Annotated in this window: 20 protein-coding genes; 9 read left to right on the top strand and 11 right to left on the bottom strand. The window is 68.6% G+C overall.

Going from position 1 to position 24402, the window contains the following annotated elements:
• Positions 1-22 precede the first annotated feature (22 nt).
• The 3 genes from ACIGJB_RS23840 to ACIGJB_RS23830 form a co-directional block, all read right to left on the bottom strand.
• On the bottom strand, positions 23-952 hold the full coding sequence (locus ACIGJB_RS23840) for a LysR family transcriptional regulator (RefSeq protein ID WP_483732456.1): 930 nt from the start codon (positions 950-952) through the stop codon (positions 23-25).
• Positions 953-1078: 126 nt separating this feature from the next.
• Positions 1079-3280, bottom strand: a complete 2202-nt coding sequence (locus ACIGJB_RS23835; protein WP_483732455.1) for a cation:proton antiporter — start codon at positions 3278-3280, stop codon at positions 1079-1081.
• On the bottom strand, positions 3277-4218 hold the full coding sequence (locus ACIGJB_RS23830; protein WP_483732454.1) for a LysR family transcriptional regulator: 942 nt from the start codon (positions 4216-4218) through the stop codon (positions 3277-3279). Before ACIGJB_RS23830 ends, ACIGJB_RS23835 begins: the two co-directional genes overlap by 4 nt.
• A gap of 169 nt (positions 4219-4387) precedes the next feature.
• Between ACIGJB_RS23830 and ACIGJB_RS23825 the strand changes: the two genes are divergently transcribed.
• Both ACIGJB_RS23825 and ACIGJB_RS23820 read left to right on the top strand, forming a co-directional pair.
• On the top strand, positions 4388-5353 hold the full coding sequence (locus tag ACIGJB_RS23825) for a 3-hydroxyacyl-CoA dehydrogenase family protein (protein ID WP_483732453.1): 966 nt from the start codon (positions 4388-4390) through the stop codon (positions 5351-5353).
• On the top strand, positions 5350-6219 hold the full coding sequence (locus ACIGJB_RS23820) for a beta-keto acid cleavage family enzyme (protein WP_483732452.1): 870 nt from the start codon (positions 5350-5352) through the stop codon (positions 6217-6219). Before ACIGJB_RS23825 ends, ACIGJB_RS23820 begins: the two co-directional genes overlap by 4 nt.
• 11 nt (positions 6220-6230) lie before the next feature.
• On the opposite strand, the gene ACIGJB_RS23815 is transcribed toward ACIGJB_RS23820, so the two are convergent.
• The gene (locus tag ACIGJB_RS23815) at positions 6231-6473 is read right to left on the bottom strand and encodes a hypothetical protein (RefSeq protein ID WP_483732451.1); all 243 of its coding nucleotides are present in this window, start codon (positions 6471-6473) and stop codon (positions 6231-6233) included.
• 253 nt (positions 6474-6726) lie between these two features.
• Here ACIGJB_RS23815 and ACIGJB_RS23810 point away from each other — a divergent pair, with 253 nt between their 5' ends.
• Positions 6727-7056: an H-NS family nucleoid-associated regulatory protein gene (locus ACIGJB_RS23810; protein ID WP_483732450.1), complete on the top strand. Its 330-nt coding sequence runs from the start codon at positions 6727-6729 to the stop codon at positions 7054-7056.
• Positions 7057-7091: 35 nt separating this feature from the next.
• Here ACIGJB_RS23810 and ACIGJB_RS23805 read toward each other — a convergent pair whose 3' ends face one another.
• A complete protein-coding gene (locus tag ACIGJB_RS23805; protein ID WP_483732449.1) occupies positions 7092-7589 on the bottom strand; it encodes a hypothetical protein in 498 nt (165 codons plus the stop codon).
• A 125-nt stretch (positions 7590-7714) separates the two neighbouring features.
• On the opposite strand from ACIGJB_RS23805, the gene ACIGJB_RS23800 reads away from it, so the two are divergent.
• Both ACIGJB_RS23800 and ACIGJB_RS23795 read left to right on the top strand, forming a co-directional pair.
• Complete coding sequence (locus ACIGJB_RS23800) at positions 7715-8404, top strand: heavy metal response regulator transcription factor (protein WP_483732448.1); 690 nt, start codon at positions 7715-7717, stop codon at positions 8402-8404.
• Positions 8401-9837: a heavy metal sensor histidine kinase gene (locus tag ACIGJB_RS23795; protein ID WP_483732447.1), complete on the top strand. Its 1437-nt coding sequence runs from the start codon at positions 8401-8403 to the stop codon at positions 9835-9837. The genes ACIGJB_RS23800 and ACIGJB_RS23795 overlap by 4 nt, the downstream gene beginning before the upstream one ends.
• 22 nt (positions 9838-9859) lie before the next feature.
• Here ACIGJB_RS23795 and ACIGJB_RS23790 read toward each other — a convergent pair whose 3' ends face one another.
• Positions 9860-10807, bottom strand: coding sequence for a LysR substrate-binding domain-containing protein (locus ACIGJB_RS23790; RefSeq protein ID WP_483732446.1), 948 nt, complete (start codon positions 10805-10807; stop codon positions 9860-9862).
• Between the two features lie 112 nt (positions 10808-10919).
• Between ACIGJB_RS23790 and ACIGJB_RS23785 the strand changes: the two genes are divergently transcribed.
• From ACIGJB_RS23785 to ACIGJB_RS23775, 3 genes are all read left to right on the top strand, one after another.
• A complete protein-coding gene (locus tag ACIGJB_RS23785; protein WP_483732445.1) occupies positions 10920-12749 on the top strand; it encodes a gamma-glutamyltransferase family protein in 1830 nt (609 codons plus the stop codon).
• 75 nt (positions 12750-12824) lie between these two features.
• The gene (locus tag ACIGJB_RS23780; protein WP_483732444.1) at positions 12825-13796 is read left to right on the top strand and encodes a Bug family tripartite tricarboxylate transporter substrate binding protein; all 972 of its coding nucleotides are present in this window, start codon (positions 12825-12827) and stop codon (positions 13794-13796) included.
• Between the two features lies 1 nt (position 13797).
• A complete protein-coding gene (locus tag ACIGJB_RS23775) occupies positions 13798-14304 on the top strand; it encodes a GAF domain-containing protein (RefSeq protein WP_483732443.1) in 507 nt (168 codons plus the stop codon).
• Positions 14305-14323: 19 nt separating this feature from the next.
• Here ACIGJB_RS23775 and ACIGJB_RS23770 read toward each other — a convergent pair whose 3' ends face one another.
• The 4 genes from ACIGJB_RS23770 to czcI all read right to left on the bottom strand — a co-directional run bounded on the left by ACIGJB_RS23770 (position 14324) and on the right by czcI (position 20626).
• A complete protein-coding gene (locus ACIGJB_RS23770; RefSeq protein WP_483732442.1) occupies positions 14324-17548 on the bottom strand; it encodes a CusA/CzcA family heavy metal efflux RND transporter in 3225 nt (1074 codons plus the stop codon).
• A 12-nt stretch (positions 17549-17560) separates the two neighbouring features.
• The gene (locus tag ACIGJB_RS23765) at positions 17561-18784 is read right to left on the bottom strand and encodes an efflux RND transporter periplasmic adaptor subunit (RefSeq protein WP_483732441.1); all 1224 of its coding nucleotides are present in this window, start codon (positions 18782-18784) and stop codon (positions 17561-17563) included.
• A gap of 20 nt (positions 18785-18804) precedes the next feature.
• On the bottom strand, positions 18805-20085 hold the full coding sequence (locus tag ACIGJB_RS23760) for a TolC family protein (protein WP_483732440.1): 1281 nt from the start codon (positions 20083-20085) through the stop codon (positions 18805-18807).
• Positions 20086-20257: 172 nt separating this feature from the next.
• Positions 20258-20626 (bottom strand): cation efflux protein, CzcI family, encoded by a 369-nt coding sequence (gene czcI / locus ACIGJB_RS23755; protein ID WP_483732439.1) that lies wholly within the window; start codon positions 20624-20626, stop codon positions 20258-20260.
• A gap of 149 nt (positions 20627-20775) precedes the next feature.
• On the opposite strand from czcI, the gene ACIGJB_RS23750 reads away from it, so the two are divergent.
• Entirely contained in the window at positions 20776-23124 is a 2349-nt protein-coding gene (locus ACIGJB_RS23750; RefSeq protein WP_483732438.1) for a heavy metal translocating P-type ATPase, read from the top strand.
• 368 nt (positions 23125-23492) lie between these two features.
• Here ACIGJB_RS23750 and ACIGJB_RS23745 read toward each other — a convergent pair whose 3' ends face one another.
• A complete protein-coding gene (locus ACIGJB_RS23745; protein WP_483732437.1) occupies positions 23493-24392 on the bottom strand; it encodes a polysaccharide deacetylase family protein in 900 nt (299 codons plus the stop codon).
• Positions 24393-24402: the final 10 nt, after the last annotated feature.

Below are 24402 nucleotides of genomic sequence, written 5' to 3'. Positions count from 1 at the left end.
CGCGCGCGGGACTAAAGCAAGACTAGAGCGCGGAGGCAGCCCGCAAGGCATCGATGATGACGCTCATCGAGGCTGTGACCGGGCGGCCCCGCCGCGTCACGATGCCGTAGGGCCCGAGCTTGCGCGGCAGCGGCAGCGGCAGAACGGCCAGGGCCTCCAGGCTGCGGTAATACGCCGCGACCGATTCCGGCAGCACCGCGATCAGTTCGCTGTCCGCGAGCAGCGACGTGGTCATCAGCACGGCGGCGGTCTCGATGGTGGAGGGCGGCGGCGCTACGCCCGCGTCCTCGAAGGAGCGGTCGAGCAGCGCCCGCATCGGGCTGGGGCGCGGTTGCATGATCCATGGATACCGGGTCAGCTCGGCGAAGGAGGGGCGCCGCCGCCGGACCAGCGGATGCTGCGGTCCGACCACGATCGCCAGTCCTTCCTCGCCCAACTGCTCGAAGTCGAGCCCGCTGCTGTCCCAGCCTTCGGGTACGCGGCCCAGCACGATGTCCAGCTGGTCGCGTTCCAGCAGCTGCACCAGCAGGTCGCTGGTGTCGACCTGCACCACCACTTCGAGCTGCGGATGGTCGCGGTTGAGGCCGCGGATCACGTCCGCCAGCAGGCCCGGCGTCGGCGCCATGACCGCCCCCACGCGCACGCGGCCGATCTTGCCCGATTCCAGGGCCACCAGCTCATCGCGCAGGCCGGCCATGTCGGCGAACACCAGCTTGGCATAGCGCGTCGCCGCGCCGCCGAAGCGCGTCGGCCGCAGTCCGCGCGCATGGCGCTCGAACAGCGACACGCCCAGCAGGTCTTCCATGTCCTGCAGCATCTTGCTCACCGCCGGTTGTGTCAGCGTCAATGCCTCGGCGGCCTGGCGCAGCGAGCCGCGCTCCTCGATGGCAAGCAGCAGGCGCAGGTGCTGCATTTTCAGGCGGCCGTGCAGGGTGGTGACGGAAGGGATCATCGGGAAGAGGGCGGGCGGGGCGACTGCGGGGACCGGGCGGGCGATCCGCGATTGTTTATCGCCGGCCGGAACAGCGTCAACTGTTCACCATGCGACCGCATTCTGCGCAGCGACCGGAACTGGGCATCAACCAGGATCGCCCGGTTCCCCGCTGCGGGGGCTGTCCACCGGACCGGGCGCCGGGCGCGCGGATGGCGCGGCCGGCTTCTCGCGCAGCGAGTTCCACCGGGCGCGCCGCGTTCCTCCCGCGCTCAGGGGCGGGCGCACGAGGTTGGCCTGCCAGGCGTGCTGCATGATCTGCTCGATCTGGTTGAACGCCTGCTTCGAAATCACCGCTTCCTCGCGCATGGACGCCAGCGAGTGCTGCCCCTTGCGCAGCGCAAACAGCATCAGCAGGCGCCGCTCCAGCGCCACCGTGTAGTCGCCGAACTGCTCGCGCATCTGCGCGAGGCCTTCGCCGGCGGAGTGGAAGCGCTCTTCGAGCACACCGTCCAGCACGGTAGTCATGCGCGCGCCGAACACCGGCGTGAGCAGCGAGCGGTTGTAGCGGCGCAGGCGGTCCAGCACGGTCTGCCGGCAGATCAGCAGCTCGAAGCGGTCGGCCAGCGCGCGTGCCAGCGGACGGTCCAGGCCCAGCCACTTGTGCAGGAAGAGCGCGATCCGGTAGCCCAGGTGGTACTGCAGGATGGCCCGCGCCGCGCGGTTGTAGCCGATGCGGCCCTGCTCGCGCGCGGCGTCGATCATGTGCGAGGTGTTGCGCATCATGGCATCGAGGTTGGCCACCGAGATCACGCCGTCGCCGTATTCGGGAATCAGCTCGCGTTCGCGGGTGGCCAGCGTGACCAGGCCGATGGTCAGGCGGTCGCGCTCGGACAGCGCGCTGTCGAAGTCGAACTCGGCCGAGCCCAGTTCGATGCCGCGCCGGTAGTGCTGCGCGACTTCGCGCGCGGCGGCCGGCGGCAGGTCGAAGGTGTCGGCCACGCGGCCCAGCATGGCCTCGACCTCCTCGGTCGACAGGCGAATGGCCTGCTGCTGCAGCGCGCGCTCCTGCGGCGAAAGCTGGTTGAGGCCAAGCCGGTGGATCAGCCAGCGCAGCGTGGTGCCGTTCAGCAGCAGGCTGACCAGCACGAAGCCCGTGGCCAGGATGGCGACGAAGTGGCGCACCGGATGCGGCAGCGCGGTGTTCTCGGCGATGCCCAGCGCCAGCACCAGCGTGACCGCGCCGCGCAGGCCGCCCCATGCGATCGCCAGCTTGAACGGGCCACTGATCGGCGCGCTCAGCCGCAGCCATGACAGCACCGGGAGCAGGCCGAACAGGGCCAGCAGCCGCGCCGCCAGCGCGGCCACCACCAGCACCGCCAGAAGCCAGCCGTGCTGGATCGTGACGCCAGCGAGCAGCGACGGCACGCGCACGGCGGCCAGCAGGAACACCACGGCGCCCGCGATGCCCGCGAACTGTTCCCAGATCATGCGCAGGTGACGCCAGTTGGCGGGCGTCAGGCGCGTCGGGCCGAGCGCGCTCACCATCAGGCCGGCACAGACCACGGCCACCACCCCGGACACGCCGAGGAGCTGTTCCGCCAGCAGGTACAGCGGGTAGGGCAGCGCCAGCGTCAGCGCGCTTTCGGCCATGGCCAGTCCCGATAGGCGCGGCAGCAGCTCGGCCACCAGCCGGCCGGCCAGCGTGCCGCACAGCACGCCGCCAGCGAAGGACCACGCCAGCTCGCGCACGCCGGCGCCGAGCGTGGCCTGCGCGCCGTGGCCCGTGAGCATGGCGACGAGCACGCCGACGATGGCGATGGCCGCGGCGTCGTTCAGCAGGCTCTCGCCCTCGACCAGCCGGATCAGGCGCGCCGGCGCGCCCACGTCACGAAAGATGGCGATAACCGCCGCGGGATCGGTGGTGGCCACCACGGCCCCAAGCAGCAGGCAGGCGGTCAGCGGCATGCCGCTGGCGGCAGCGGTGGCCAGGCCGATCACGCCCGTGGCGACGATCACGGCGACCACGGCCAGCAGCAGGATCGGCGCCGCGTCGGGCAGCATGCTGCGCACGTCGGCGGTGAGCGCGGCGTGGAACAGCAGCGGCGGCAGGAAGATCCACAGGTAAGCCTCGGGCGGCAGTTCCGGGTCGATCAGCGGATGCAGGAAGTGCCGCGCGAACTCCGGATGCGCGGCATCGATTGCCACATACCCCGCGCCGATGGCGATGCCGATGGCCGACAGCAGTGTCGATTCCGGCAGCACGAGGCGCGCGGCGGCGACCTGCACCACGGCCACGATCGCCAGCAGGACGCCAGCCAGCACCAGGACGTCGACGAGCAGGCTCATGCATCCACCTCGGCACTGGCCGCTTCCGGCTGGCCGCGGAAGTGGGCGAGGTGCGCGCGCACGGCATCGGCCAGCTCCGCCGCGGCGGGTGACAGGCTGCGGTTGCGCGGTGTCACCAGCCCGATCGAACGCTCCGTCACGGGCCCCGTCAACAGCCGCTCGACAATGCCCGGCTGGCGCACCGTGCCGGCGGCGATTTCGGGCAGCGCGGCCACGCCGAAGCCGCACTCAACCATGGCGGCGATCGTGGCCAGGTGCTCGGCCTCGAATACCGGCTGGAAGCGGATGCGGTTCTGCAGGAAGGCCCACTCGGTGTACTGGCGCACACTGCTCGGGTGCGTCATCGACACATGCGGCGCGCTGGCGGTGTCGGCCCAGCGCAGCGGTCCCGTGCCGCGTGCCAGCGGATGCGCGGACGGGATCAGCAGCACGAAGCGGTCGGACAGCAGGGGCTCGTAGTGCAGGTCGGCCTGCTGCGGATCGGCCGCGGTCAGCGCGAAGTCGACATCGCCCGAACGCACCAGGTCGAAGGCGGGGCCGGACAGGGTATCGAACACTTTCAGCGCCACTTCGGGACGGGCGCGGTGGTAGTCCATCAGCACGCGCGGCAGCATGCGCGCCGCCAGCGAGGGCAGCGCCGCCACGGCCACCTGGCCGCGTTCGGCGCTGGCAATGCCCGTGACCGCGTCGATCGCGCCACGGAACGCCGCCTGCAGCAGCGCGGCCTGCTGCATGAAGACCTGGCCGGCGGCGGTCAGCCGCACCGTGCGCGTGGTGCGGTCGAACAGGCGCACGCCGAGCGATTCCTCGATCCGCAGGATCTGGGTCGAGAGCGCCGATTGCGACAGGTGCAGCTGGGTGGCCGCTTGCCGGAAATTGAGCGTGCGGCCAAGCACCAGCGTGGTCTCGATGTCACGCATCGACAGGTTGATCTTCATGGGCGATGGCGTCCCGGGCAGGTTCCGGGTCGGTGGATTGATCTCGAATTCAGATCATTTTATCCATAGAATCAACTTCATCAATCAAAGCGGCTTCTCTACACTGCTGCCATTCCCTATTCGGCGGTGGCCAAGCGTGCCTGCCGCCTTCGCCATGCCAAACGACACTATGAATTCTGCCCACTCCATCTCGCCTGGCCGCCCTGGCGCCGCCCATGCCGTGGTAGTCGGCGGCGGCACCATGGGGGCCGATGTCGCCGTGGTCCTGACCCGGGCGATGTGCCGTACCACCGTGATCGAGCCCGATGCCGACCGCGCCGGCGCGCTGCCGGGCCGCGTCGCCACCAACCTGGCGGCGATCGGCCGTGCCGAAGGCGCCGAGCGGCTTGCGGTGGTGCCGGACCTGGACGCGGTGGACTGGTCGTCGGTGGACCTGGTCATCGAATGCATCCCCGAGCGCCTCGAACTCAAGCAGGCGCTGTTCGCGGACCTGTCCGCCCGTGCGCTTCCCGATACGGTGCTGGCCAGCAACAGTTCCAGTTTCCCGATCAGCGCCATCGGCGACGGCCTTGCCGGGCGCGAGCGGATGCTGGGCCTGCACTTCTTCATGCCGGCGCACCTGGTGCCGCTGGTGGAAGTGGTCATGGGCACGGGCAGCGACGAAGCCTGCGCCGATGCGCTGATCGCCTTCATGCGCCGCTGCGGCATGGTGCCGGTCAAGGTGCGCCAGGACCTGCCCGGCTTCCTGGCCAACCGGCTGCAGCACGCGCTGTCGCGCGAAGCCTTCAGCCTGATCGACCGCGGCATTGCGTCGGCCGCGGACGTGGATGCCGCGGTGCGCTTCGGGTTTGGCTTCCGCTTCCTGGCGGCAGGGCCGGTGCTGCAGCGCGACCATGCCGGCATCGACGTGCATGCGGCCGCCGGGGCGACCATGTACCCGACCTTCTGCAATGACGACCATCCCGCGCGCTGCCTGAGCGAGCGCGCCGCCGACGGCCGCCACGGCATGAAGACCGGCGAAGGCTTTTACGCCTGGACACCCGAAACCATTGCCGCCGAACGCGCACGCTATGACCGGCTGTTGCGCGCCGGCCTTGACCTGATTGCCCCCGAACTGCCCGAGATCCAGCCATGACGCAAGCCACCCAAGCCACCCAGGCCCCCATCCAGCAGCCGCTGGCCAGTTCGCCGCTGATCATCACCGTGGCGCCCAACGGCGCCTACAAGCGCGCCGCCGACCATGCCGCGGTGCCTTTGACCGCCGCCGCGCTGGCGGCCGACGCGAAGGCGTGCCTGGACGCCGGCGCCGCCATGATGCACATGCATGTGCGCGACGCAGAAGGGCGCCATTCGCTCGATGCGCAGACCTACCGCGAGGCACTGGCCACGGTCAGGCAGGCCGTGGGCGATGCCTTGCTGGTGCAGGTCACCAGCGAGGCCGCCGGCGTGTACAAGGCCGCTGAGCAGATGGCGATGGTGCGCGAGCTGCGTCCCGAAGCGGTATCTGTAGGCCTGCGCGAAATCGCCGTCCCGGACGTGAGCGAGACCGAGCTGGCGGACTTCATCGGCTGGCTCGCGCGCGAGCGCATCATGACGCAGGTGATCCTGTATGACGCGGCGGATGTGCAGCGCTGGCAAGCCATGCGTGAACGGGGCATGGTGCCGCCCGGCGCATGGTCGGTGCTGTATGTGCTGGGGCGCTATTCGGCGGGACAGGTATCGTCGCCGCGCGACCTGCTGCCGTTCCTGCAGGTGGCCGACGGAACCTTGCCGTGGTCCATCTGCGCGTTCGGCCGCGAGGAGAATGCCTGCGTGACCGCAGCGGCAGCGTTTGGCGGCCATGTCCGCGTGGGCTTTGAAAACAACCTGTACCTGCGTGATGGCAGCCTGGCGCCGGGCAATGCAGCGCTGGTCGAACAGGCCGCCCAGGGCGGGCTGATGCTGGGCCGCCCGCTGGCCACGGCCGCGGACGCCCGCCGCATCTATGGCGAAGTGCGCTGAGCCATCACGGCTCAGGCGCCGTCGGAGAAGGAGTCGGGCGTGCGCGGACCGCTGCGCCCGCCGTCGGTGAACGGATCGGGGGTGCGCGGGTTGCTGCGCGCGCCATCGGTGAAGGCATCGCGCGGGCTGTGGATGCTGCGCGCGCCGTCCAGATAGGGGTCAGGCGCGCGCGGGCCCGCGCTCGCGGTCGTGGCCACGCTGGCGAGCGTGGCGGCCATTGCCGTGGTCATCAGGGTATGTTTGAGCAGTCGCATGGTTTATCTCCTTAGCCGGCCGGTCAGGGCTTGACCAACCATGCGGCCAGTCTAGGGAGGCGTGCCGCACAGCAGCATGACTGCGCCATGACAATGGTGTCATGGGCCCGCGCCGGCGGGTCGCAGGCAGCGTTTCGCGGGATGCTTCGCCAAACACGGTAAAATCCCCGGAATCACACCGGCGCCGCCTGGCGCCGGTCTTCCATTGCACCGCCGGAATCGGAGACATTGCGGCGGGCTTCTCACAATACTGATGCCTGAGTCTGAATCAGCCAAGCTTGCCGCGATCACGTGGATTCGCGAGCAAATGGACAACTACGCCCTCACGCTTGACGACCTGATGGCCGCCGGATGCTTTGACGGAGAACCGTCAGCCGGGCAGGTCGCGGCTGCGGAAATTCCTGAGGCAACGCATCAACAAGCGCCCGGCGACGCTGCTGCGGTGCAGCCGCCGCCAAAGAAGGCCACGCTGCTTTACCGCAATGCAATGGGACAGAGCTGGGACGGTACCGGGGAGTATCCGGACTGGCTTCAACGCGCGGTGAACGCGGGCCAGTCGATCGATTTCTACCGCGTCGACTGAGCCACCTGCCGGCCTGGCAGGCGCGCCAGGACGTGTCAGGGCAGGGCGGGGAAACCGCTGAAAGGGCCGGCGAAGGCGGCCGTGGAAGCCATGGCGGCAGCATGCCCATAGTGGGCAAGTGCCGTGATCGGCAGCTCGGTCAGCGCGCCGATGGTGCATCCGTCGGGCGCGGCGCAGAGGCTGATACGGCTGCTGTCGCGCTGGGCGGGCTTCTCTTTCTCGGCGCTGCCGTTCCCGTCGTGCAGTTGCAGCGGAGTGCCGTCACTGTCGGGGTCGCTCATGACGCGAACGGCGCCATCCGCGCAATGCGGTGCCGGAACGAGTGCCGCTTCGGCGCTCGCCTTGGCCGCCGCATGACGTTCGGCCAGCGACAAGCCGGCGGCCTGCACCACGGCACAGGCTGACGTCTCGGATGCGGCGTGGCCTGCACCGGGCAGCGCCGCTAGCGGAAGGCACAGCAGTAAGAAGCGGAGATTGGGGCGTTTCATCGGCGGAGCGTGGAACCAATAGGTGCGTTCGGTGTCGATGGCCATTTTACCGGGCCCGCTGGCGCGGATGCGTCACCTGCAGATGACATTTTTGACATCTTGCGCCGCGCAGGGCCGGACTCGGCTAGCGTTATGCCTGCGGCGCAATGGTGCCCGCCGAAAGGACCCGCATGCGTATCCTGATTGTCGAAGACGAGCCCAAGGCGGGCGATTACCTGCAAAAGGGGCTGGCCGAATCCGGTTTTGTGGTCGACCTTGCGCGGGACGGCATCGACGGCCTGGCGCACGCGCGCGAGCAGCCCTATGACCTGATCGTGCTCGATGTGATGCTGCCCGGCCTGGACGGCTGGAGCGTGCTGCGCGAGCTGCGCCGCGAACGCGATACGCCGGTGCTGTTCCTGACCGCGCGCGACGAGCTGCAGGACCGCCTCAAGGGCCTGGAAATCGGCGCCGACGACTACATGGTCAAGCCATTCGCGTTCGCCGAGCTGGTCATGCGCATCCGCACCATCCTGCGCCGCGGGCCGCTGCGCGAAAGCGAATTCATCGAACTGGCCGACCTGCAGATCGACGCGATCCGCCGCCGCGTGACGCGGGCGGGGCAGAAGATCGACCTCACGTCGAAGGAATTTGCGCTGCTCTACCTGCTGGCGCGGCGCCGCGGCGAGGTGCTGTCGCGCTCGCTGATCGCCTCGCAGGTGTGGGACGTGAACTTCGACAGCAATACCAACGTCGTCGATGTCTCGATCCGCCGGCTGCGCGCCAAGGTGGACGACCCGTTCGACCGCAAGCTGATCCACACGCGGCGCGGCATGGGTTATGTGCTCGACGAAGGCGAGCCGCGCCTGGGCGACGCGTGAAGCGGCTGACGTCCTCCCTCACGGCGCGGCTGACGCTGGCGTATGGCCTGGCCACGGCGGCGATCCTTGCAGGCGTCGCGGCCTACCTGTCGGGCGCACTGTCGGCGCAGTTGCAGGGGCGTGACGAAAGCGAGCTGGTCGGCGAAGTGCTGCTGGTGCGCCACCTGCTGCGCGAGGTGCGCAATGAAGACGAGGTCCGCGCCGATACGCACCGGTTCGCCGATATCGCGATGGGGCATGAGGGTTTGATCCTGGTGGTGCGCACGCCGCAAGGCGAGCCGCTGGTTACGCTCAATCCGCGCAACGAGGCCATTCCGGCGCTACCGGTGCTGCCCGTCACCACGCAGCCGCAGAAGTCCATGCTGCAGGCGTGGCAGCCGAAGAGCGGGGCAGAGTCGTCGGCCATCGCGGCGCTCGGCCAGCTGGGCGACACGGGCCGTTCGGTGGAGATCGTGGTGCTGCGCGATGCCGGCTATCGCGTGGCGCTGATGCGCGAATACCGCCACCGCTTGCTCGCGGCAACGCTGTGCGGCGCGGCCGTGGCGGCCGCGCTGGGCTTCGTGCTGGCGCGGCGCGGATTGCGGCCGCTGCGGCGCATGGCGGCCGATGCGGCCGCGGTGACGACAAGCCGCCTGGCCACGCGCCTGGACGTCGGCAGCGCCCCGGCCGAATTGCGCGAACTGGCCGGCGAACTCAACGGCATGCTGGCACGCCTGCAGGACAGCTTCTCGCGGCTGTCCGCGTTTTCCGCGGACCTGGCGCATGACTTCCGCACGCCGATCAGCAACCTGGTCGGACAGACCGAAGTCACGCTGGCGCAGAGCCGCAGCGTGACCGAGTACGAGGCCTTGCTCGAATCCAACCTGGAAGAATACGAGCGCCTGTCGCGCATGATCGAGAACATGCTGTTCCTGGCGCGTGCCGACCACGCGCAGGTCGCCATGGGCGTGCGCGCACTGGATGCGCGCGTGGAACTCGACAAGGTCGCCGAATACTTCGAAGCGGTCGCGGCGGACCGCAACGTGAGGGTGTCGGTGAATGGCGCCGCCAGCATTCATGCGGACCAGACGCTGTTGCGCCGCGCGGTCACGAACCTGCTCGACAATGCCTTGCGCCATGCGCCTGCAGGCAGCACGGTACGCGTAGAGGTTTCGCGTCGCGCGGGCGAAGAGGGCGGCGCCACCTCCATCCGCGTGGTCAATGCGGGGCCGGCAATCGCTCCCGAGGTGTTGCCGCATATATTCGGCCGCTTCTTCCGCGCCGATCCCTCGCGCCGCAATTCGGCGGCTTCCACCGGGCTCGGCCTGGCCATCGTCGATTCGATCATGCGTTTGCATGGTGGCCGCGCGCTGGTCAGCAGCACTGACGGCGAGACCGTGTTCGCCCTGCTGTTCCCGGCAGGGAACGAGCCTCGGCCACACGTGGCGGGTTGAAACCATTGCGGCTTGTGTTGCCTCAGGCCTGCCTCCCCACCTCCGCTACGCTAGCCACCAGCGCCGCGATCTTTTCATCCTCGCCCGACTCCCTTCGCCACATCACGCCCACGGGCGGCAGGTCCCAGCTCAGCGGGTGCGGCAGCGTCGTCGCGCCTTCGGCCTCAACCAGCTCGGCGGCGACGCCTCTTGGCACGATGGTGATGGCGCCCAGATGGCTGCGCAGCACGGTGGCCATGGTCTTGATCGAGTAAGTTTCGACGATCGGCGTAGGCTGCGCCACGCCCGCCACCGCGAACATGGTGTTGATGGTGCGGCGGATCGGCGTATTGGGCGGCGGCAGCAGCCAGTCGCGTTCGGCCAGGCGGCCCCAGTCCAGCGCGCTGCGTGACAGTCGAGCCGCCGCCCGGCTTGGCACCACCAGTACCGGCTCTTCGCGGTAAAGCGGACGCTGCGCGATATCCTCGCCTGGCACATAGAACGTGCGCGCGATCACGCAGTCGAGTTCGTGGGCGCGCAACGCGGCCACCAGTTCATCCGTAGTGCCCTCGCGCACCAGGACCGAGATGCGGGGCGAGCGCGCCAGCCCGACGGTGCAGGCGGCGTCCAGCACCGGCCGCGCGATGTACGGAATCACCCCCAGGCGCAGCCGCCCCGGCAAGCCGGCCTCGATCACGGCAACCTCGCGGCCGAGCGCATCGGCGTCGGCCAGCGCCAGGCGGGCATGCGCAAGCACGCTCAGGCCGGTCGGCGTCGGCGCCAGACCCTGACGCGTGCGCGTGAACAGCGGTACCGCGAAGATGTCCTCGATCTCGCGCAGCATCTTGGTGACGGCCGGTTGCGACAGGTTCATCTCGGCGGCGACGCGCGAGACCGACCGCTGCCTTTCCAGCGCCAGCAGCAGCGGCATGTGCCGGAGGCGCAGCCGCGAAATGACGCGGTGGACCAGGTTGTCGGAAGCGATGGACATGGTGGTGCGGCGCAGTGTAGTCGTATAACCAATCGGTAATGCAATGATAACCAAAGACGTTATTGCGGTTATTTCATGATCCTATACTGGCCAGAACCCTGGAGCCCTACTCATGTTCACTACCCGTCCGGAAATCGTCGGCACCTTTGGCGTGGCGGCATCGACCCACTGGCTGGCCACGCAGACCGCCATGGGCGTGCTGGAGCGTGGCGGCAATGCCTTCGACGCGGCTGCGGCGGCCGGCTTCGTCCTGCAAGTAGTGGAGCCGCACCTGAACGGGCCTGGCGGCGAAGTGCCGATCCTGTACTGGAGCGAGCGCGAGCGCCGCGTGCGCTCGGTCTGCGGGCAGGGCGCCGCGCCGGCGCTGGCGGATCCGGCGCACCTGCGCGCCATGGGACTCGAATTGATGCCCGGCATCGGTCTGATGCCGGCCACGGTGCCGGGCGCGTTCGGCGCGTGGCTGACCATGCTGCGCGACCAGGGCACGTGGTCGCTGGCCGACGTGCTGGCGCCGGCCATCGGCTATGCGCGCGACGGATTCCCGCTAGTCCCGCGCATCTCGCGCGCGATTCTTGCCGTGCAGGCGCTGTTTCGCGACGAATGGCACAGTTCGGCTGAAACCTGGCTGCCCGGCGGCAAGGTGCCGCGCCCCGGCAGCCTGCATACGCTGCCCGCGCTGGCAGCGACCTACACGCGCATCATCGACGAAGCGCAGCAGCGCAGCGACACACGCGAAGGCCAGATCGATGCGGCCATGGACTGCTGGTATCGCGGCTTCGTGGCACGCGAGATCGACAGCTATTGCCGCAACACGCATGTACGCGACACCACCGGCGACAAGCACACGGGCCTGCTTCGGTACGAGGACATGGCCGCATGGCAGCCTGACGTGGAAGCGCCCGTCACGCTGGACTTTGGCCGCTATACCGTTGCCAAGTGCGATATCTGGAGCCAGGGGCCGGTGTTGCTGCAGCAGCTTGGCATGCTGCGGCAAGCGGACCTCGAACAGCATGCCCCGGATTCGGCGGAATTCGTCCACCGGATTGCCGAGGCCTGCAAGCTGGCCATGGCGGACCGGCTCGCGTGGTATGGCGATCCGCGCTTCGCGGCCAGCCCGCTTGCCGCGCTGCTGGACGGCGGCTACCTGGCCGGCCGCGCGCAGCGCATCGGCGAGCGTGCCTCGTGCTCGATCGACCCTGGCATGCCGGGCGGCATGGCCCCGCGCCTGCCCGACTTGGAAGCCGCGGTGCGCACGCTGCAGCGCGCCGACGTGCGCTTTGGCGTGGGCGAGCCGACCTTTGCCGAACTGCCGCCGGTGTCGGAGTGGGCAGAGCGCGAGCTGTTCGTCGGCGACACCTGCCATGTGGACGTGATCGACCGGCACGGCAATATGGTGGCCGCCACGCCGTCCGGCGGCTGGCTGTCGTCGAGCCCGACCATCCCCGCACTGGGCTTCGCCCTCAACACGCGCCTGCAGATGACCTGGCTCGAACCAGGCCTGCCTAACTCGCTCGCGCCGGGCAAGCGGCCGTGCACGACGCTGTCGCCTTCGCTAGCGCTGCGCGACGGCGAGCCATACATGGTGTTCGGCACGCCCGGCGGCGACCAGCAGGACCAGTGGTCGCTCGCGTTTTTCCTGCGCCATGCGGTGCATGGCATGAACCTGCAGGAGGCCATCGACGCGCCCGCCTGGCATATCGACCATTTCCCGGGCTCGTTCTGGCCGCGCCAGACCGTGCTCAACCGGATCACCGTGGAATCCCGTTTCCCCGAAGCCACGCTGGCCGCACTGCGCGACCGCGGCCACGAGGTGCGCGTGGGCGACCCGTGGTCCGAAGGGCGCATGTCCGCTTGCACGCGCGAACGCGACGCGCAGGGCCGCCTTGTGCTGCGCGCCGGCGCCAATGCGCGCGGCATGCAAGGTTATGCCGTCGGACGCTGAATGCGGCCATCGATCAACAGAGGAGGGCGCGGGCAGCGGCACGCTGGATCGCGCGAGAGAGAGGAGAGCAAAACCATGACATCCATCCTGAAACGACTGCTGGGCGGCGTCGCCGCGCTGGCATTTTGCGCGGCCGCGCAGGCCGCGGACGCCTACCCGCAGAAGCCGATCACGCTGATCGTGCCGTGGGCCGCGGGCGGTTCCACCGACATCCTCGCGCGCGTGCTGTCCGAGCACCTGACGCGCTCGCTCGGCCAGCCGGTAATCGTCGACAACAAGCCGGGCGCGTCGGGCAATATCGGCTCGGCCATGGTCGCGCGCGCCAAGCCCGATGGCTACACGCTGCTGGTCGGCTCGATGAGCACGCATGCCATGAACCCGGCGCTGATGCCCAACATGCCGTTCCGCGGCGTCGAGGATTTCACGCCGCTGGGCCTGCTCGCCTACGTGACCAACACGATGGTGGTGCATCCGTCCGTGCCCGCGCAGAACCTGAAAGAGCTGATTGCCTACGCCAAGGCCAACCCCGGCAAGCTGGCCTATGCGAGCGCGGGCCCAGGCTCCACCAACCACCTGAGCGCGGTGCTGTTCGAGCGCATGGCCGGCGTGCAGATGCTGCACGTGCCGTACAAGGGCGGTGCGCCGGCGGTGGTCGACACGGTCGCCGGCCAGACGCAGGTGCTGTTCTCCGCGGGCACGCAGACGCTGCCGCACGTGAAGGCCGGCAAGCTGCGCCTGCTGGCCGTGACGGAAGCGAAGCGCTCGCCGCTGTTGCCCAATACGCCGACCGTCGCGGAGACCGTGCCCGGCTATGAACTGGCCGTCTGGTACGGCGCTTTCGGCCCGAAGGGCATGCCTGCCGACCTGGTCGCGCGGCTGAACCGCGAAATCAATACGGTAATGGCGCTGCCTGAGGTCAAGAAGCAGATGAACGCAATCGGCGTGGAGACCGCCACGTCGACGCCACAGCAGTTCGGCACCATCCTGCGCAACGATGCGGACCGCTACGGCAAGCTCATCCGCGAACTCGGCATCCATGGAGAATGACGTGAGTGCTGCCCTGGATCACGCTGCGGACTTGCTGGTTTGCGCCAATGGCCTCTGCGATGCGCTGCAGCGCTCGGCCAATCCGATGGAAACGCTGGATGCCGTAGGCGCGGCAACGCTGCGGCTACTCGGCCCGGGATTGCTGACGATCAACGCGTGGCATGCGGGGACGGGGGAAATCGAGCGGATCTGGTCGTCGGACCCTGCCGCCTATCCGCCGGGGGGGAAGAAGTCGAAGCCGGACAGTCCCTGGCGCCGGCAACTGCTCGAAGCCGGGCAAGTCTTCGTCGGCGAGGGCGACGCGGCGCTGGCCGCCGTGTTCGACGACGTTGCACTGATCCGCTCGCTGGGATGCACGGCCGTCGTCAACGTGCCGCTGTGCAAGGCCGGGCAGGTCTTTGGCACGTTCAACTACCTGGCCGACCGTGCCGCCTGGGACGCACGCGAGATAGCGGCGTTGCGCGTGCTCGGGAATCTCGCGGCGCCCGCGGTTCACGCCACGCGCTGATCAGTCCGTCCTTGCAGGACTAGCTGACCGGATCCCGCACCAGCGCACTGCGCACGCCTTCACCGGCGCCCATCTGCTCATCGCGACGATGCGCAAGCCGGTACAGCACCGGCAGCACCAGCAGCGTCAGCGCCGTCGACGACACGATCCCGCCGATCACCACTGTAGCCAGCGGGCGCTGCACCTCGGCGCCGGTGCCCGTGGCAATGGCCATCGGGATGAAGCCGAGCGAGGCTACCAGCGCCGTCATCAGCACTGGCCGCAGCCGGCTCAGCGCGCCCGAATGCACGGCCTCGTCGAGCGCCAGTCCTTCCTCGCGCAGGCTGCGGATGAAGGAAAGCATGACCAGCCCGTTCAGCACCGCCACGCCGGACAGCGCGATGAAACCGACCGCCGCCGAGATCGACAGCGGAATGCCTCGCAGCCACAGGGCAAGGATGCCGCCTGTCAGTGCGAACGGAATGCCGGTGAACACCAGCAGGCCGTCTTTCAGGTTGCCGAACATCGCGAACAGCAGCACGAATACCATCAGCAGCGCCAGCGGCACGACAATCTGCAGGCGGTGGGTGGCCGACTGCAACTGCTCGAACGTGCCGCCCCAGGCGATCCAATAGCCGGCAGGAATCGTGACGCGTTCGGCAATCGCGGCCTGGGCATCCGGCACGAAACTGCCGACATCGCGCCCGCGCACGTTGGCGCTGATGACGATGCGGCGCTTGCCGTTCTCGCGCGAGACCTGGTTGGGGCCGGGCGCGATGTCGAACGTGGCGATCTCGCCCAGCGGGATATAGCTGGTGCGGGGCGCGGCGTCTGACGAGTTCATGCGCATGCCGTTGGCGGAGACGGGCCGCGCGTCACGCGGCAGCGGAATCGGCAGGCGGCGCAGGGCGTCGACATCGGCGCGCACATCTTCGGGCAGGCGCACGGCAATGCGGAAGCGCCGGTCGCCCTCGAACAGCGTGCCGGCATCGCGCCCGCCAATGGCGATGGCGACGGTGTCCTGCACATCGGTCATGTTCAGCCCGTAGCGCGCTGCGCGGGCGCGGTCGATGGCGACGGTCAGGACGGGCAGGCCGGTAGTCTGCTCGACCTTGACCTCAGCCGCGCCCGGGACCGATTGCAGCGCCGAGGCGATCTTCTGCGCCGTGGCTTCGAGCACTGCATTGTCGTCGCCGAACAGCTTGACCGCGACATCGCTGCGCACGCCCGAGATCAGTTCGTTGAACCGCAGCTGGATCGGCTGCGAGAACTCGTAGCGGTTGCCGGCGATGGTCTCGAGTTCCGACTGCATCTGCGCGAGCAACTGGTCGCGCGTCTTGCGCGGATCCGGCCATTCGCTGCGCGGGCGCAGCATGATGTACGCATCCGATGCATTGGGCGGCATCGGGTCGGCGGCGATCTCGGCGGTGCCCGTGCGCGAGAACACGCGTTCGACCTCCGGAAATTTCTCCTTCAGGCGTGCCTCGACCTGCTGCTGCATCGCCACCGACTGGCTCAGGCTGGTGCCGGGGATGCGCAGCGCCTGCACGGCGATATCGCCTTCGTTCAGGTTCGGGATGAACTCGCTGCCAAGCCGCGTCGCGACCAGGCCGCTCAGCACCACGGCAACCGCGGCGAAGGTCAGCACCACCGGCGTATTGGCGACGGCGCGGCTCAGTGCGGGTGCATAGAGATTGCGCGCCCACTGCATCACGCGGTTCTCCTTCTCCGCGACGCGCTCGCCGATGAACAGCGCCACGGCGGCGGGCACGAAGGTCACCGACAGCAGCATGGCGCCAATCAGCGCAAGCACCACCGTGATCGCCATCGGGTGGAACATCTTCCCTTCGACGCTGGACAGGGCAAAGATCGGCACGTAGACGATCATGATGATCAGCTGGCCGAACACCAGCGGGCGGCGTGCTTCCCGGGCCGCGGCAAACACCTCGTGCAGGCGTTGACTGCGCGTAAGCGGGCGGCCGTGGTGCTGCTGCGCGTGTGCCAGGCGCCGCACGCAGTTCTCCACAATGACCACCGCGCCATCGACGATGATGCCGAAGTCCAGCGCGCCCAGGCTCATCAGGTTCGCGCTGATGCGGTAGGTGGCCATGCCGGTGAAGGTGAACAGCATCGACAGCGGAATCACCAGCGCGGTAATGACCGCCGCGCGGAAATTGCCGAGGAACAGGAACAGCACCGCCACCACCAGCGCCGCGCCTTCGAGCAGGTTCTTCTTCACGGTGGCGATGGCCTTGTCGACCAGCACCGTGCGGTCGTACACCGTCACCGCGCGCACGCCCTCGGGCAACGAGCGGTTGATTTCGGCCATGCGCGTGTCCACCGCGCGCGAGACCGCGCGGCTGTTCTCGCCGATCAGCATGAACACCGTGCCGAGCACTACTTCGCGTCCGTTGTCGGTAGCGGCGCCGGTGCGCAGTTCGCGCCCAAGGCCGACCTCGGCCAGGTCGCGGATGCGGATGGGCTGGCCCTGCGCGGTGCCGACGATCACATCGCGAATATCGTCCATCGAGCCGACCTGGCCCGGTGCGCGCACCAGGTACTGCTCGCCGCGCCGTTCGATGTAGCCTGCGCCCACGTTGCTGTTGTTCTTCTCCAGTGCCTGCACCACGTCCTGCAGGCTCAGCCCATACGACGCCATGCGTTCCGGGCTCGGTGCCACAAGGTATTCGCGCGCGAAGCCGCCGATCGTGTTGATTTCCGTCACGCCGGTGACCGTGCGCAGCTGCGGCTTGATGATCCAGTCCTGGATTTCGCGCAGGTCGGTCGGCGTGTAGCGCGTGCCATCAAGTTTGCGTGCGTTGTCGTCAGCTTCGACAGTCCACAGGTAGATCTCGCCAAGGCCCGTGGAAATCGGCCCGAGCTGGGGCGTGGTGCCGCCGGGCAGTTTCTCGCGCGCCTCCTGCAGGCGCTGGTTGACCAGCTGGCGTGCGAAGTAGAGGTCGGTGCCGTCCTTGAAGATCACGGTGACCTGCGACAGTCCGTAGCGCGACAGCGAGCGCGTCTGCTCCAGCCCGGGCAGGCCGGCCATGGCGGTCTCGACCGGGTAGGTGACGCGCTGCTCGGTTTCCAGCGGCGAATAGCCGGGCGCCTCGGTGTTGATCTGCACCTGCACGTTGGTGATGTCGGGCACGGCGTCGATCGGCAGGCGGCTGTAGCTGTACAGGCCCAGCAGCGCCATGCCTAGCACGCCCAGCAGGACCAGCCAGCGCTGTTCGATGGCAAAGCGGATGATGCGTTCAAACATGGTCGGCTCCGGTTAGTGGGCATGCTCGGCGCCGGCCTTGCCTTGCTCGGCCTTCAGCACGAAGCTGTTGCGCGCCACGTAGCGGGCGCCGGGCTGGAGGCCCTGCACGATCTCGATATGCTTGCCGTCGCTGCGCCCCGTAGTGACCTGTCGCGCTTCAAAGCCGCCGGGCACCTCGACATAGACCATTGGCTGGCGGCCTTCGGTCTGCACGGCTTCGCTTTCGACGACAACGGGGACTTCCGTTTCCTGTCCGGCCACGCTAACGGTGACGAACAGTCCGGGCCGCCACGCCATGTCGGGATTCGATACCGTGACGCGCGCGGTGGCAGTGCGTGTCTGCTGCCCGAGCAGCGAGCCCACGTAGGACACGGTTCCAGCGGCGGTGCCGTCAAATGCGGTGGAAGCGATGCTGACCTTTTCGCCGAGCCGTACCTGGCTCAGGTCCTTGGGCGCGATCACGAACTCGGCCCAGACCGTGGCGAGGTCGGAGATCGTGAAGACGGTGGTGTCCGCCGCGACCGCTTCACCAAGCGCCAGGTGCTTCTCGACGACGATGCCGTCGAACGGCGCGCGCAACTCGAACTGGTTGAGCGCGGCCGACGCCGGCCGCGCGCCGATGGCGGTGAGCTTCTGGGTGGCGTTGTGCACGGCGATCTCGGCTTCCTGCAGCGCGGTGCGCGCGGCCAGGAAATCCTGTTCGGCCGAGATCTTCTCTTCCCACAAGCGCCTTTCGCGCGCGTATGTCGTGCGGGCCAGTTCCATTCGCTTCTGCGCGGCCAACAGTTCGCTGCGCTGGTCGGAAAGCTGCGTGCTGGCCAGCACGGCCAGCAGGTCTCGCTTCTTCACACGCTGGCCCAGCACGGCGGGCACGGCTTCAGCCACCCCCGCCACGCGTGGCACGACGTGGGCGGTGCGGTCTTCATTGAAGCGGATCTCGCCGGGAAACTGCGCGGCGGCCTGCACGCGGCCGGGGCCGGCGGTGCGCAGTTCCAGCCCGGCATTGCGGATTTGTTCGGGCGTCATCGCGATACGTTCGGCGTCGTGCGAGGCGGCGGCGGGTGCGGAGGCGCCGTCTTTGCCCTGCGGCTTCGTTGCCTGCCCGCTATGGTCGTGGCCCGCTTCATCGTGGCCGTCGCCGATGCCGCGTCCGGTGAACAGCAGTGCGGCGGCGGCCAGCACGCCGGCCCCGATGATTGCGGCGATGGCATTGCGTTGAGTCTTGGTGATTGCCATGGGAGTCCTTGGTGGGCCGCTCAGCGGCCGAGCATGCGGTCGATGGCGGTGGCGGCCTGGTAGGTGGCGGCCACGGCGCCGAGATAGCGCACGCGTGCCTGCAGCAGCGTGCGCTGGGCGTCCAGCACTTCGAGATAGGGGAACTTGCCCGCTTCGAATCCCTGCGCCGCCGCCTGGTAGGCGCGCTGCGCGGCCGGCAGCACGGTCTGGCGCAAGGTCAGCGCGCTGTTGCGCGACAACGCCAGCTGGCTCGACGCCTGGCGCAGGTCGCTGGCCAGCCGCACGCGCGTGGCGCGGCTTTCGTCGGCGGCCTTGTCAGCCTGGCGGATCGCCGTGTACAGATTGCCTTGGTTGCGGTCGAACAGCGGCAACGGCAGCGAGACGCCGAGCACCGGGTAGTAACCGCGGTCCGATGCATTCTCGCGCTTGGCGCCGACGCTCACGGTCACGTCGGGATATTGCCGGCTGCGCTCGACATTGACGATTGCCTGGCGCCGCGCCATCTCGCTCTGGCTGGCGCGCATGGCGGGCGCGGCATCGAGTGTTTCGTCGAGGGCATTGGGCAGGGGCCGCGATGGCAGGGCTTCCAGGTCGCCGCTTGCCGAAGCGAATGCCGGCGCCTGGCTGCCCCACTGCGCCGCCAGTTGCTGGCGCGAGGTGTCCAGCGTGGCGCGGGCCTCGGCCAGTTCCAGTTCGGCGTTGGCCTGCTCGACTTCCGCACGCGTCTGCTCTACGGGCGAGACCTTGCCCGCGGCCACGCGCCGCGCCGCGGCTTGCATCCCGCGCGTGGCAATGCCCAGCGAGCTCTCGGCCAGGCCGACGCGCTCCTGCGCCACCAGCACCTGGAAGAAGGCGCCGATCACCGCGGCGCGCAGGTCGGCCTCGGCGCTGCTCAGTTGCGCGCTGGCCAGTTCGCGGGCCTTCTGCGCGGCGTCGATGCGGGCCGAGCGCTTGCCGCCCAGCTCGATCGGCAGGCTCACCTGCGCGGTGGTGGTGCGCGACGCGCTGCGTGTGTCTTCCATCTCGTAGCCGATGACAGGGTTCGGGATGGTGCGCGCCTGCGTGATGCCGCCTTCGGTAGCGTCAAGTTCACGGTAGGCTGCGGAAAGGGCAGGGCTGCGCGCGGTGGCCAGTGCCAGGGCGGCGTCCAGCGTCAGGATGCCTTGCGGTTCGGTCGTGTCGGGCGCTTCTGCGGAGCGCTGCAAGCGCGGTGCAGGCGGCATGGCCGCATCGGCGGCGGCATGCGCAAGCGGGGCGAGCAGTGCGGCTGCCAGTCCCAGCTGTATCACTACGTGTTTCATCGGGTATCACCAGATCGAAGCCAGGGAACACCGGCGCGATACCGCCACGCGCGCGAATGCGCACGCTGACGGCGGTCACGCCGCGAGATCCGTCGATCCGGGATGCCGGCACTGCGCGGTTAGCGCAGATGTGGCAAAGGCAGAAGATGGGCCGTAGCCCCGAACCGGCGGATTACGCCAGTTGCAGCCACTGGGGCCGATCCGGTTCGCGCGCGGGTACCGAGCCGTAGTTCACGGGCAGCACGCGGTAGCGAACGGTGATGAAGTGATAGGACACAGGCTGTGTCGCAGCCGGCACCATAACGTGCGAGCCGGCGAAATGGCATATCGCACAATCGGCATCGGGCAGCTTGGTGCTGGTCTTGCCGTGGGCGTCGGCCTCATGCTTATGCGTGTGATGGCCGAAATGCCAAGCCGGCGCGGCGCCGGTCGCCTGCTGTTGCTGCTGCTCGCGCCCGTGCTCGCAGAATGCGGCTGCGCTCGCCCAGGTGAACTGGAGCGGCAGCATGATGGCGAACAGGAGGATCAGCAGGCGGCGCATGGCCGCGATTATAGCGGCGCCTTACGGCCCTCTGGCAAGCGCAGGCTGCGTCACCCTGACTCGGATGAGGTCTCGTCGGCGCCCTGCTTGACTCTGTAGCCGCTACAGGGTCTTCAATGACATCAGGTCAAACCAGCGGGAAAGAAGAAATGGCTCGCACGACACCTGAAGACGCCTTGCCACACGAACACACGCGCAGCAAAACGGACGCCGGCCATGGTCACGAGCACGCCCATGAGCACCACGATCACGATCATGGCCACCAGCACGAGCATGATCATCATGACCACGCGCCGCAACCGGCCGCGTGCTGCGGTGGCGGCTGTGGCACGACGATCAGCGTCGCGCCCGTGGTGCCCACGGCGATTCCGCCCAACGCACGCTCGGCAAGCTACCGGATCGACGCGATGGACTGCCCGACCGAGGAAACGCTGATCCGCAACAAGCTCGGCGGCATGGATGGCGTGGCGGCGCTCGATTTCAACCTGATGCAGCGCGTGCTGACCGTGCACCACACGCTGGCCTCGGCCGATCCTGTTGTAAAGGCGATCGCGAGCCTCGGCATGAAGGCCGAACCGCTGGTCGCGGAGCAGGCCGCGCCGTTGCCCGCCGCGGAGCACAAGCCGTGGTGGCCGTTGGCACTGGCCGGCGTGGCCGCAGTCGGAGCCGAAGCCACCGAATGGCTGGGACTCTGGGAGCCGTGGCTGCCGGCGCTGCTGGCCATTGCTGCCGTGGCGTTGGGCGGACTGACCACCTACCGCAAGGGCTGGATCGCGCTGCGCAATGCCAACCTGAATATCAACGCGCTGATGAGCATTGCCGTGACCGGCGCGCTGGTCCTGCGGGAATGGCCGGAAGCGGCGATGGTCATGGTGCTGTTCGCGCTGGCCGAACGCATCGAGGCCGCGTCGCTGGACCGGGCGCGCAATGCCATTCGCGGCCTGATGGCAATGGCGCCCGAGCACGCCACTGTGCTGCAGGTGGATGGCAACTGGGCTGCCGTGCCGGCGGCCGGCGTGGCAGTAGGGGCGCTGGTGCGACTGCGCCCCGGCGAACGCGTCGCGCTGGACGGGCGCGTGGTGCGCGGCCAGTCCGCGCTGGACCAGGGGCCGATCACCGGCGAGAGCGTGCCGGTCGACAAGGCCGCCGGCGACGCGCTGTTCGCGGGCTCCATCAACCAGTCCGGCGAGATCGAGTACGAAGTCACCGCGCCGGCCGACGATTCCACGCTGGCCCGCATCATCCACGCCGTGGAAGCCGCGCAGGCCAGCCGCGCGCCGACGCAGCGCTTTGTCGACCAGTTCGCTCGCATCTACACGCCGACCGTGTTTGCCATCGCGCTGGCCGTGGCGGTGGTGCCGCCGCTGGCGATGGGCGCGCCGTGGGTGGAGTGGATCTACAAGGCGCTGGTGCTGCTGGTGATCGCCTGCCCGTGCGCGCTCGTGATCTCCACGCCCGTGACCATCGTCAGCGGCCTGGCGGCCGCGGCGCGGCGCGGCATCCTGATCAAGGGCGGCGTCTACCTGGAGCAGGGCAAGGACCTGTCCTGGGTGGCGCTCGACAAGACCGGTACCATCACGCACGGCAAGCCCGCGCAGACCGATTACGCGAGGCTCGTCGACGACGCGCCGCAGGCGCGCGCGATTGCCGCCAGCCTGGCCGCGCGATCGGACCACCCGGTGTCGAAGGCCGTGGCCGCGGCGGCACAGGCAGATGGCATTGCCTTGCTGGATGTGACGGAATTCGAGGCGCTGGCCGGACGTGGCACGCGCGGCCGTATCGATGGCAATGACTACTGCCTGGGCAACCACCGGCTGATCCACGACATGGGCGCGTGCTCGCCCGAACTGGAGGACCGGCTCGAGGCGCTGGAGCGGCAGGGCAAGACCGTTGTGCTGCTGGCCCGTCTGGACAACGACGGTGCGGCGGTGGCTCAGGCCATGTTCGCGGTGGCCGACACCGTGCGCGACACCAGCCGCCAGGCCATTGCCGAACTGCACGCGCTGGGCGTGAAGACCATCATGCTATCCGGCGACAACCCGCATACGGCGCAGGCCATCGGCGTGCAGGTTGGCATCGATGAGGCGCGCGGCAACCAGTTGCCGCAGGACAAGGCGGACGCCATTGCCACGCTGGCGGCCGATACGCATGCGGCACGCGGCAAGGTCGGCATGGTTGGTGACGGCATCAACGATGCGCCGGCCCTGGCGCGGGCCGATATCGGCTTCGCCATGGGCGCGGCGGGCACGGATACCGCGATTGAAACTGCAGACGTGGCGCTGATGGATGACGACTTGCGGAAGATTCCTGCTTTCGTGTGGCTGTCGCGGCGCACGTCGCGCATCCTGTGGCAGAACATCACGCTGGCGCTGGGTATCAAGGTGGTGTTCCTTGCGTTGACGGTGGCGGGGATGGGGACGATGTGGATGGCGGTGTTCGCCGATATGGGGGCCAGCCTGCTGGTGGTGTTCAACGGGCTGCGGTTGGCTCGGCGGTAGGGGGGCTTTGATAGGGTTGCCGTCTCGCTTGCCGACTAGTGAGCCGCGCAGCAGCCGAAGGCGATGATGCGATAACGGTGGCAGTGTCGGGCCACGGACAGGTTCGGGGCTGGTTCAATCATTGTCGGAGAGCCTGCAGGCGGGCGCGCACCACGCGGCAGCCGGGCAGACTCCGAAGCACGTACCCGTACGAAATTCTTCGCACGCTACGATCAATATTCGTCCGTTAGGACAAGTAAACGCGTTCTTTGGTTACTTTCTGTCGCTCGGACAGAAAGTGACTCGCCGGCTACGCCGGCGAAACAGCGGCACATGTCAAGAGCGACAGGCTAATCATCCCCGCGCCCCTTCCGGCGAAGAGCCGTATGTCAGGGCTGGATGATCAGCTCGCCGCTGCGCCCGTCGATAGCGCCCCATGTCACGGGAAGTTCCGGCAGGGTAGTACGATCGATGTGCCGGTAGCAGGTAGCCATCGACACCAGCTCATGCCCCTGCGCCCGCCAGCCCTGCAGCAGCCGGCGGAACACCGGCGCCAGCTTCCCGCCTTCCAGCTCCGTATGCAGCGTGAAGACATGGTCGCGCATGCCGCCCGCGCCTTCCGTCAAACGCAGCACGGCCTCATGGACGTTGTCCTCGGTCAAGCCATCGACGCCGATCATTTCATCGAGCGTCGGCAGCGTGGTCGGCATCTGCACATGGCGGCACGCCACGCCGCCGATGGTCGGGATGTACGGCGCGGTGCCGCGCCCGTCCGATGCATAGGCCATGCCCCAGTCGTCGATCTGCCGAAAAGCCTCGTCGTTCATCTGCCAGCCGGCCGCGCCGTGCGTGGGCGGGGCTTCGCCGAAGATGTCGACGTAGCGGTCGAACGCGTTCTGCATCTGCCGGCGCGTCCAGGCCGGATCGCGCTCGCGCACGTTGTCCTGCCAGTAGACGTGGTCCCAGGTATGGATGCCGCATTCGTGGCCGGCCGTGCGCGCCGCGCGCATTTCGGCGGCCGCCTTGCGGCCGATGTCCGGTCCCGGCAGCAGTACGCCATACATCAGCGTGCGCAAGCCGTAGTTGGACACCACCGAGGTGCGCGACACCTTCTTCAGGAACCCGGGCCGGAACACGCGGCGCAGCGCCCAGCCGGTGTGGTCCGGGCCCAGGCTGTACAGGAAGGTGGCCTGTGCCTGCACCGCATCGAGCATGGACAACAGCGCCGGCACGCCTTCGCGCGTGCCGCGCAGCGTGTCGACGTCGACCTTGAGGGCGATTCTGGCCATGGATCCGCGC

This window comes from Cupriavidus sp. C2SS-8b (assembly GCF_057073745.1).
Note: the sequence above shows the minus strand (reverse complement) of the source record. Positions and strands in the feature narration are given on the sequence as shown.

Bases quoted from the DNA above. Each gene is read 5' to 3' on its own strand.
- ACIGJB_RS23790 (WP_483732446.1), bottom strand. From the start codon at position 10,807: ATGTCCATCGCTTCCGACAACCTGGTCCACCGCGTCATTTCGCGGCTG.
- ACIGJB_RS23745 (WP_483732437.1), bottom strand. From the start codon at position 24,392: ATGGCCAGAATCGCCCTCAAGGTCGACGTCGACACGCTGCGCGGCACG.
- ACIGJB_RS23770 (WP_483732442.1), bottom strand. From the start codon at position 17,548: ATGTTTGAACGCATCATCCGCTTTGCCATCGAACAGCGCTGGCTGGTC.
- ACIGJB_RS23815 (WP_483732451.1), bottom strand. From the start codon at position 6,473: ATGCGACTGCTCAAACATACCCTGATGACCACGGCAATGGCCGCCACG.
- ACIGJB_RS23830 (WP_483732454.1), bottom strand. From the start codon at position 4,218: ATGAAGATCAACCTGTCGATGCGTGACATCGAGACCACGCTGGTGCTT.
- ACIGJB_RS23825 (WP_483732453.1), top strand. From the start codon at position 4,388: ATGAATTCTGCCCACTCCATCTCGCCTGGCCGCCCTGGCGCCGCCCAT.
- ACIGJB_RS23765 (WP_483732441.1), bottom strand. From the start codon at position 18,784: ATGGCAATCACCAAGACTCAACGCAATGCCATCGCCGCAATCATCGGG.
- ACIGJB_RS23810 (WP_483732450.1), top strand. From the start codon at position 6,727: ATGCCTGAGTCTGAATCAGCCAAGCTTGCCGCGATCACGTGGATTCGC.
- ACIGJB_RS23780 (WP_483732444.1), top strand. From the start codon at position 12,825: ATGACATCCATCCTGAAACGACTGCTGGGCGGCGTCGCCGCGCTGGCA.
- ACIGJB_RS23760 (WP_483732440.1), bottom strand. From the start codon at position 20,085: ATGAAACACGTAGTGATACAGCTGGGACTGGCAGCCGCACTGCTCGCC.
- ACIGJB_RS23750 (WP_483732438.1), top strand. From the start codon at position 20,776: ATGGCTCGCACGACACCTGAAGACGCCTTGCCACACGAACACACGCGC.
- ACIGJB_RS23840 (WP_483732456.1), bottom strand. From the start codon at position 952: ATGATCCCTTCCGTCACCACCCTGCACGGCCGCCTGAAAATGCAGCAC.
- czcI (WP_483732439.1), bottom strand. From the start codon at position 20,626: ATGCGCCGCCTGCTGATCCTCCTGTTCGCCATCATGCTGCCGCTCCAG.
- ACIGJB_RS23805 (WP_483732449.1), bottom strand. From the start codon at position 7,589: ATGGCCATCGACACCGAACGCACCTATTGGTTCCACGCTCCGCCGATG.
- ACIGJB_RS23835 (WP_483732455.1), bottom strand. From the start codon at position 3,280: ATGAGCCTGCTCGTCGACGTCCTGGTGCTGGCTGGCGTCCTGCTGGCG.
- ACIGJB_RS23785 (WP_483732445.1), top strand. From the start codon at position 10,920: ATGTTCACTACCCGTCCGGAAATCGTCGGCACCTTTGGCGTGGCGGCA.
- ACIGJB_RS23800 (WP_483732448.1), top strand. From the start codon at position 7,715: ATGCGTATCCTGATTGTCGAAGACGAGCCCAAGGCGGGCGATTACCTG.
- ACIGJB_RS23820 (WP_483732452.1), top strand. From the start codon at position 5,350: ATGACGCAAGCCACCCAAGCCACCCAGGCCCCCATCCAGCAGCCGCTG.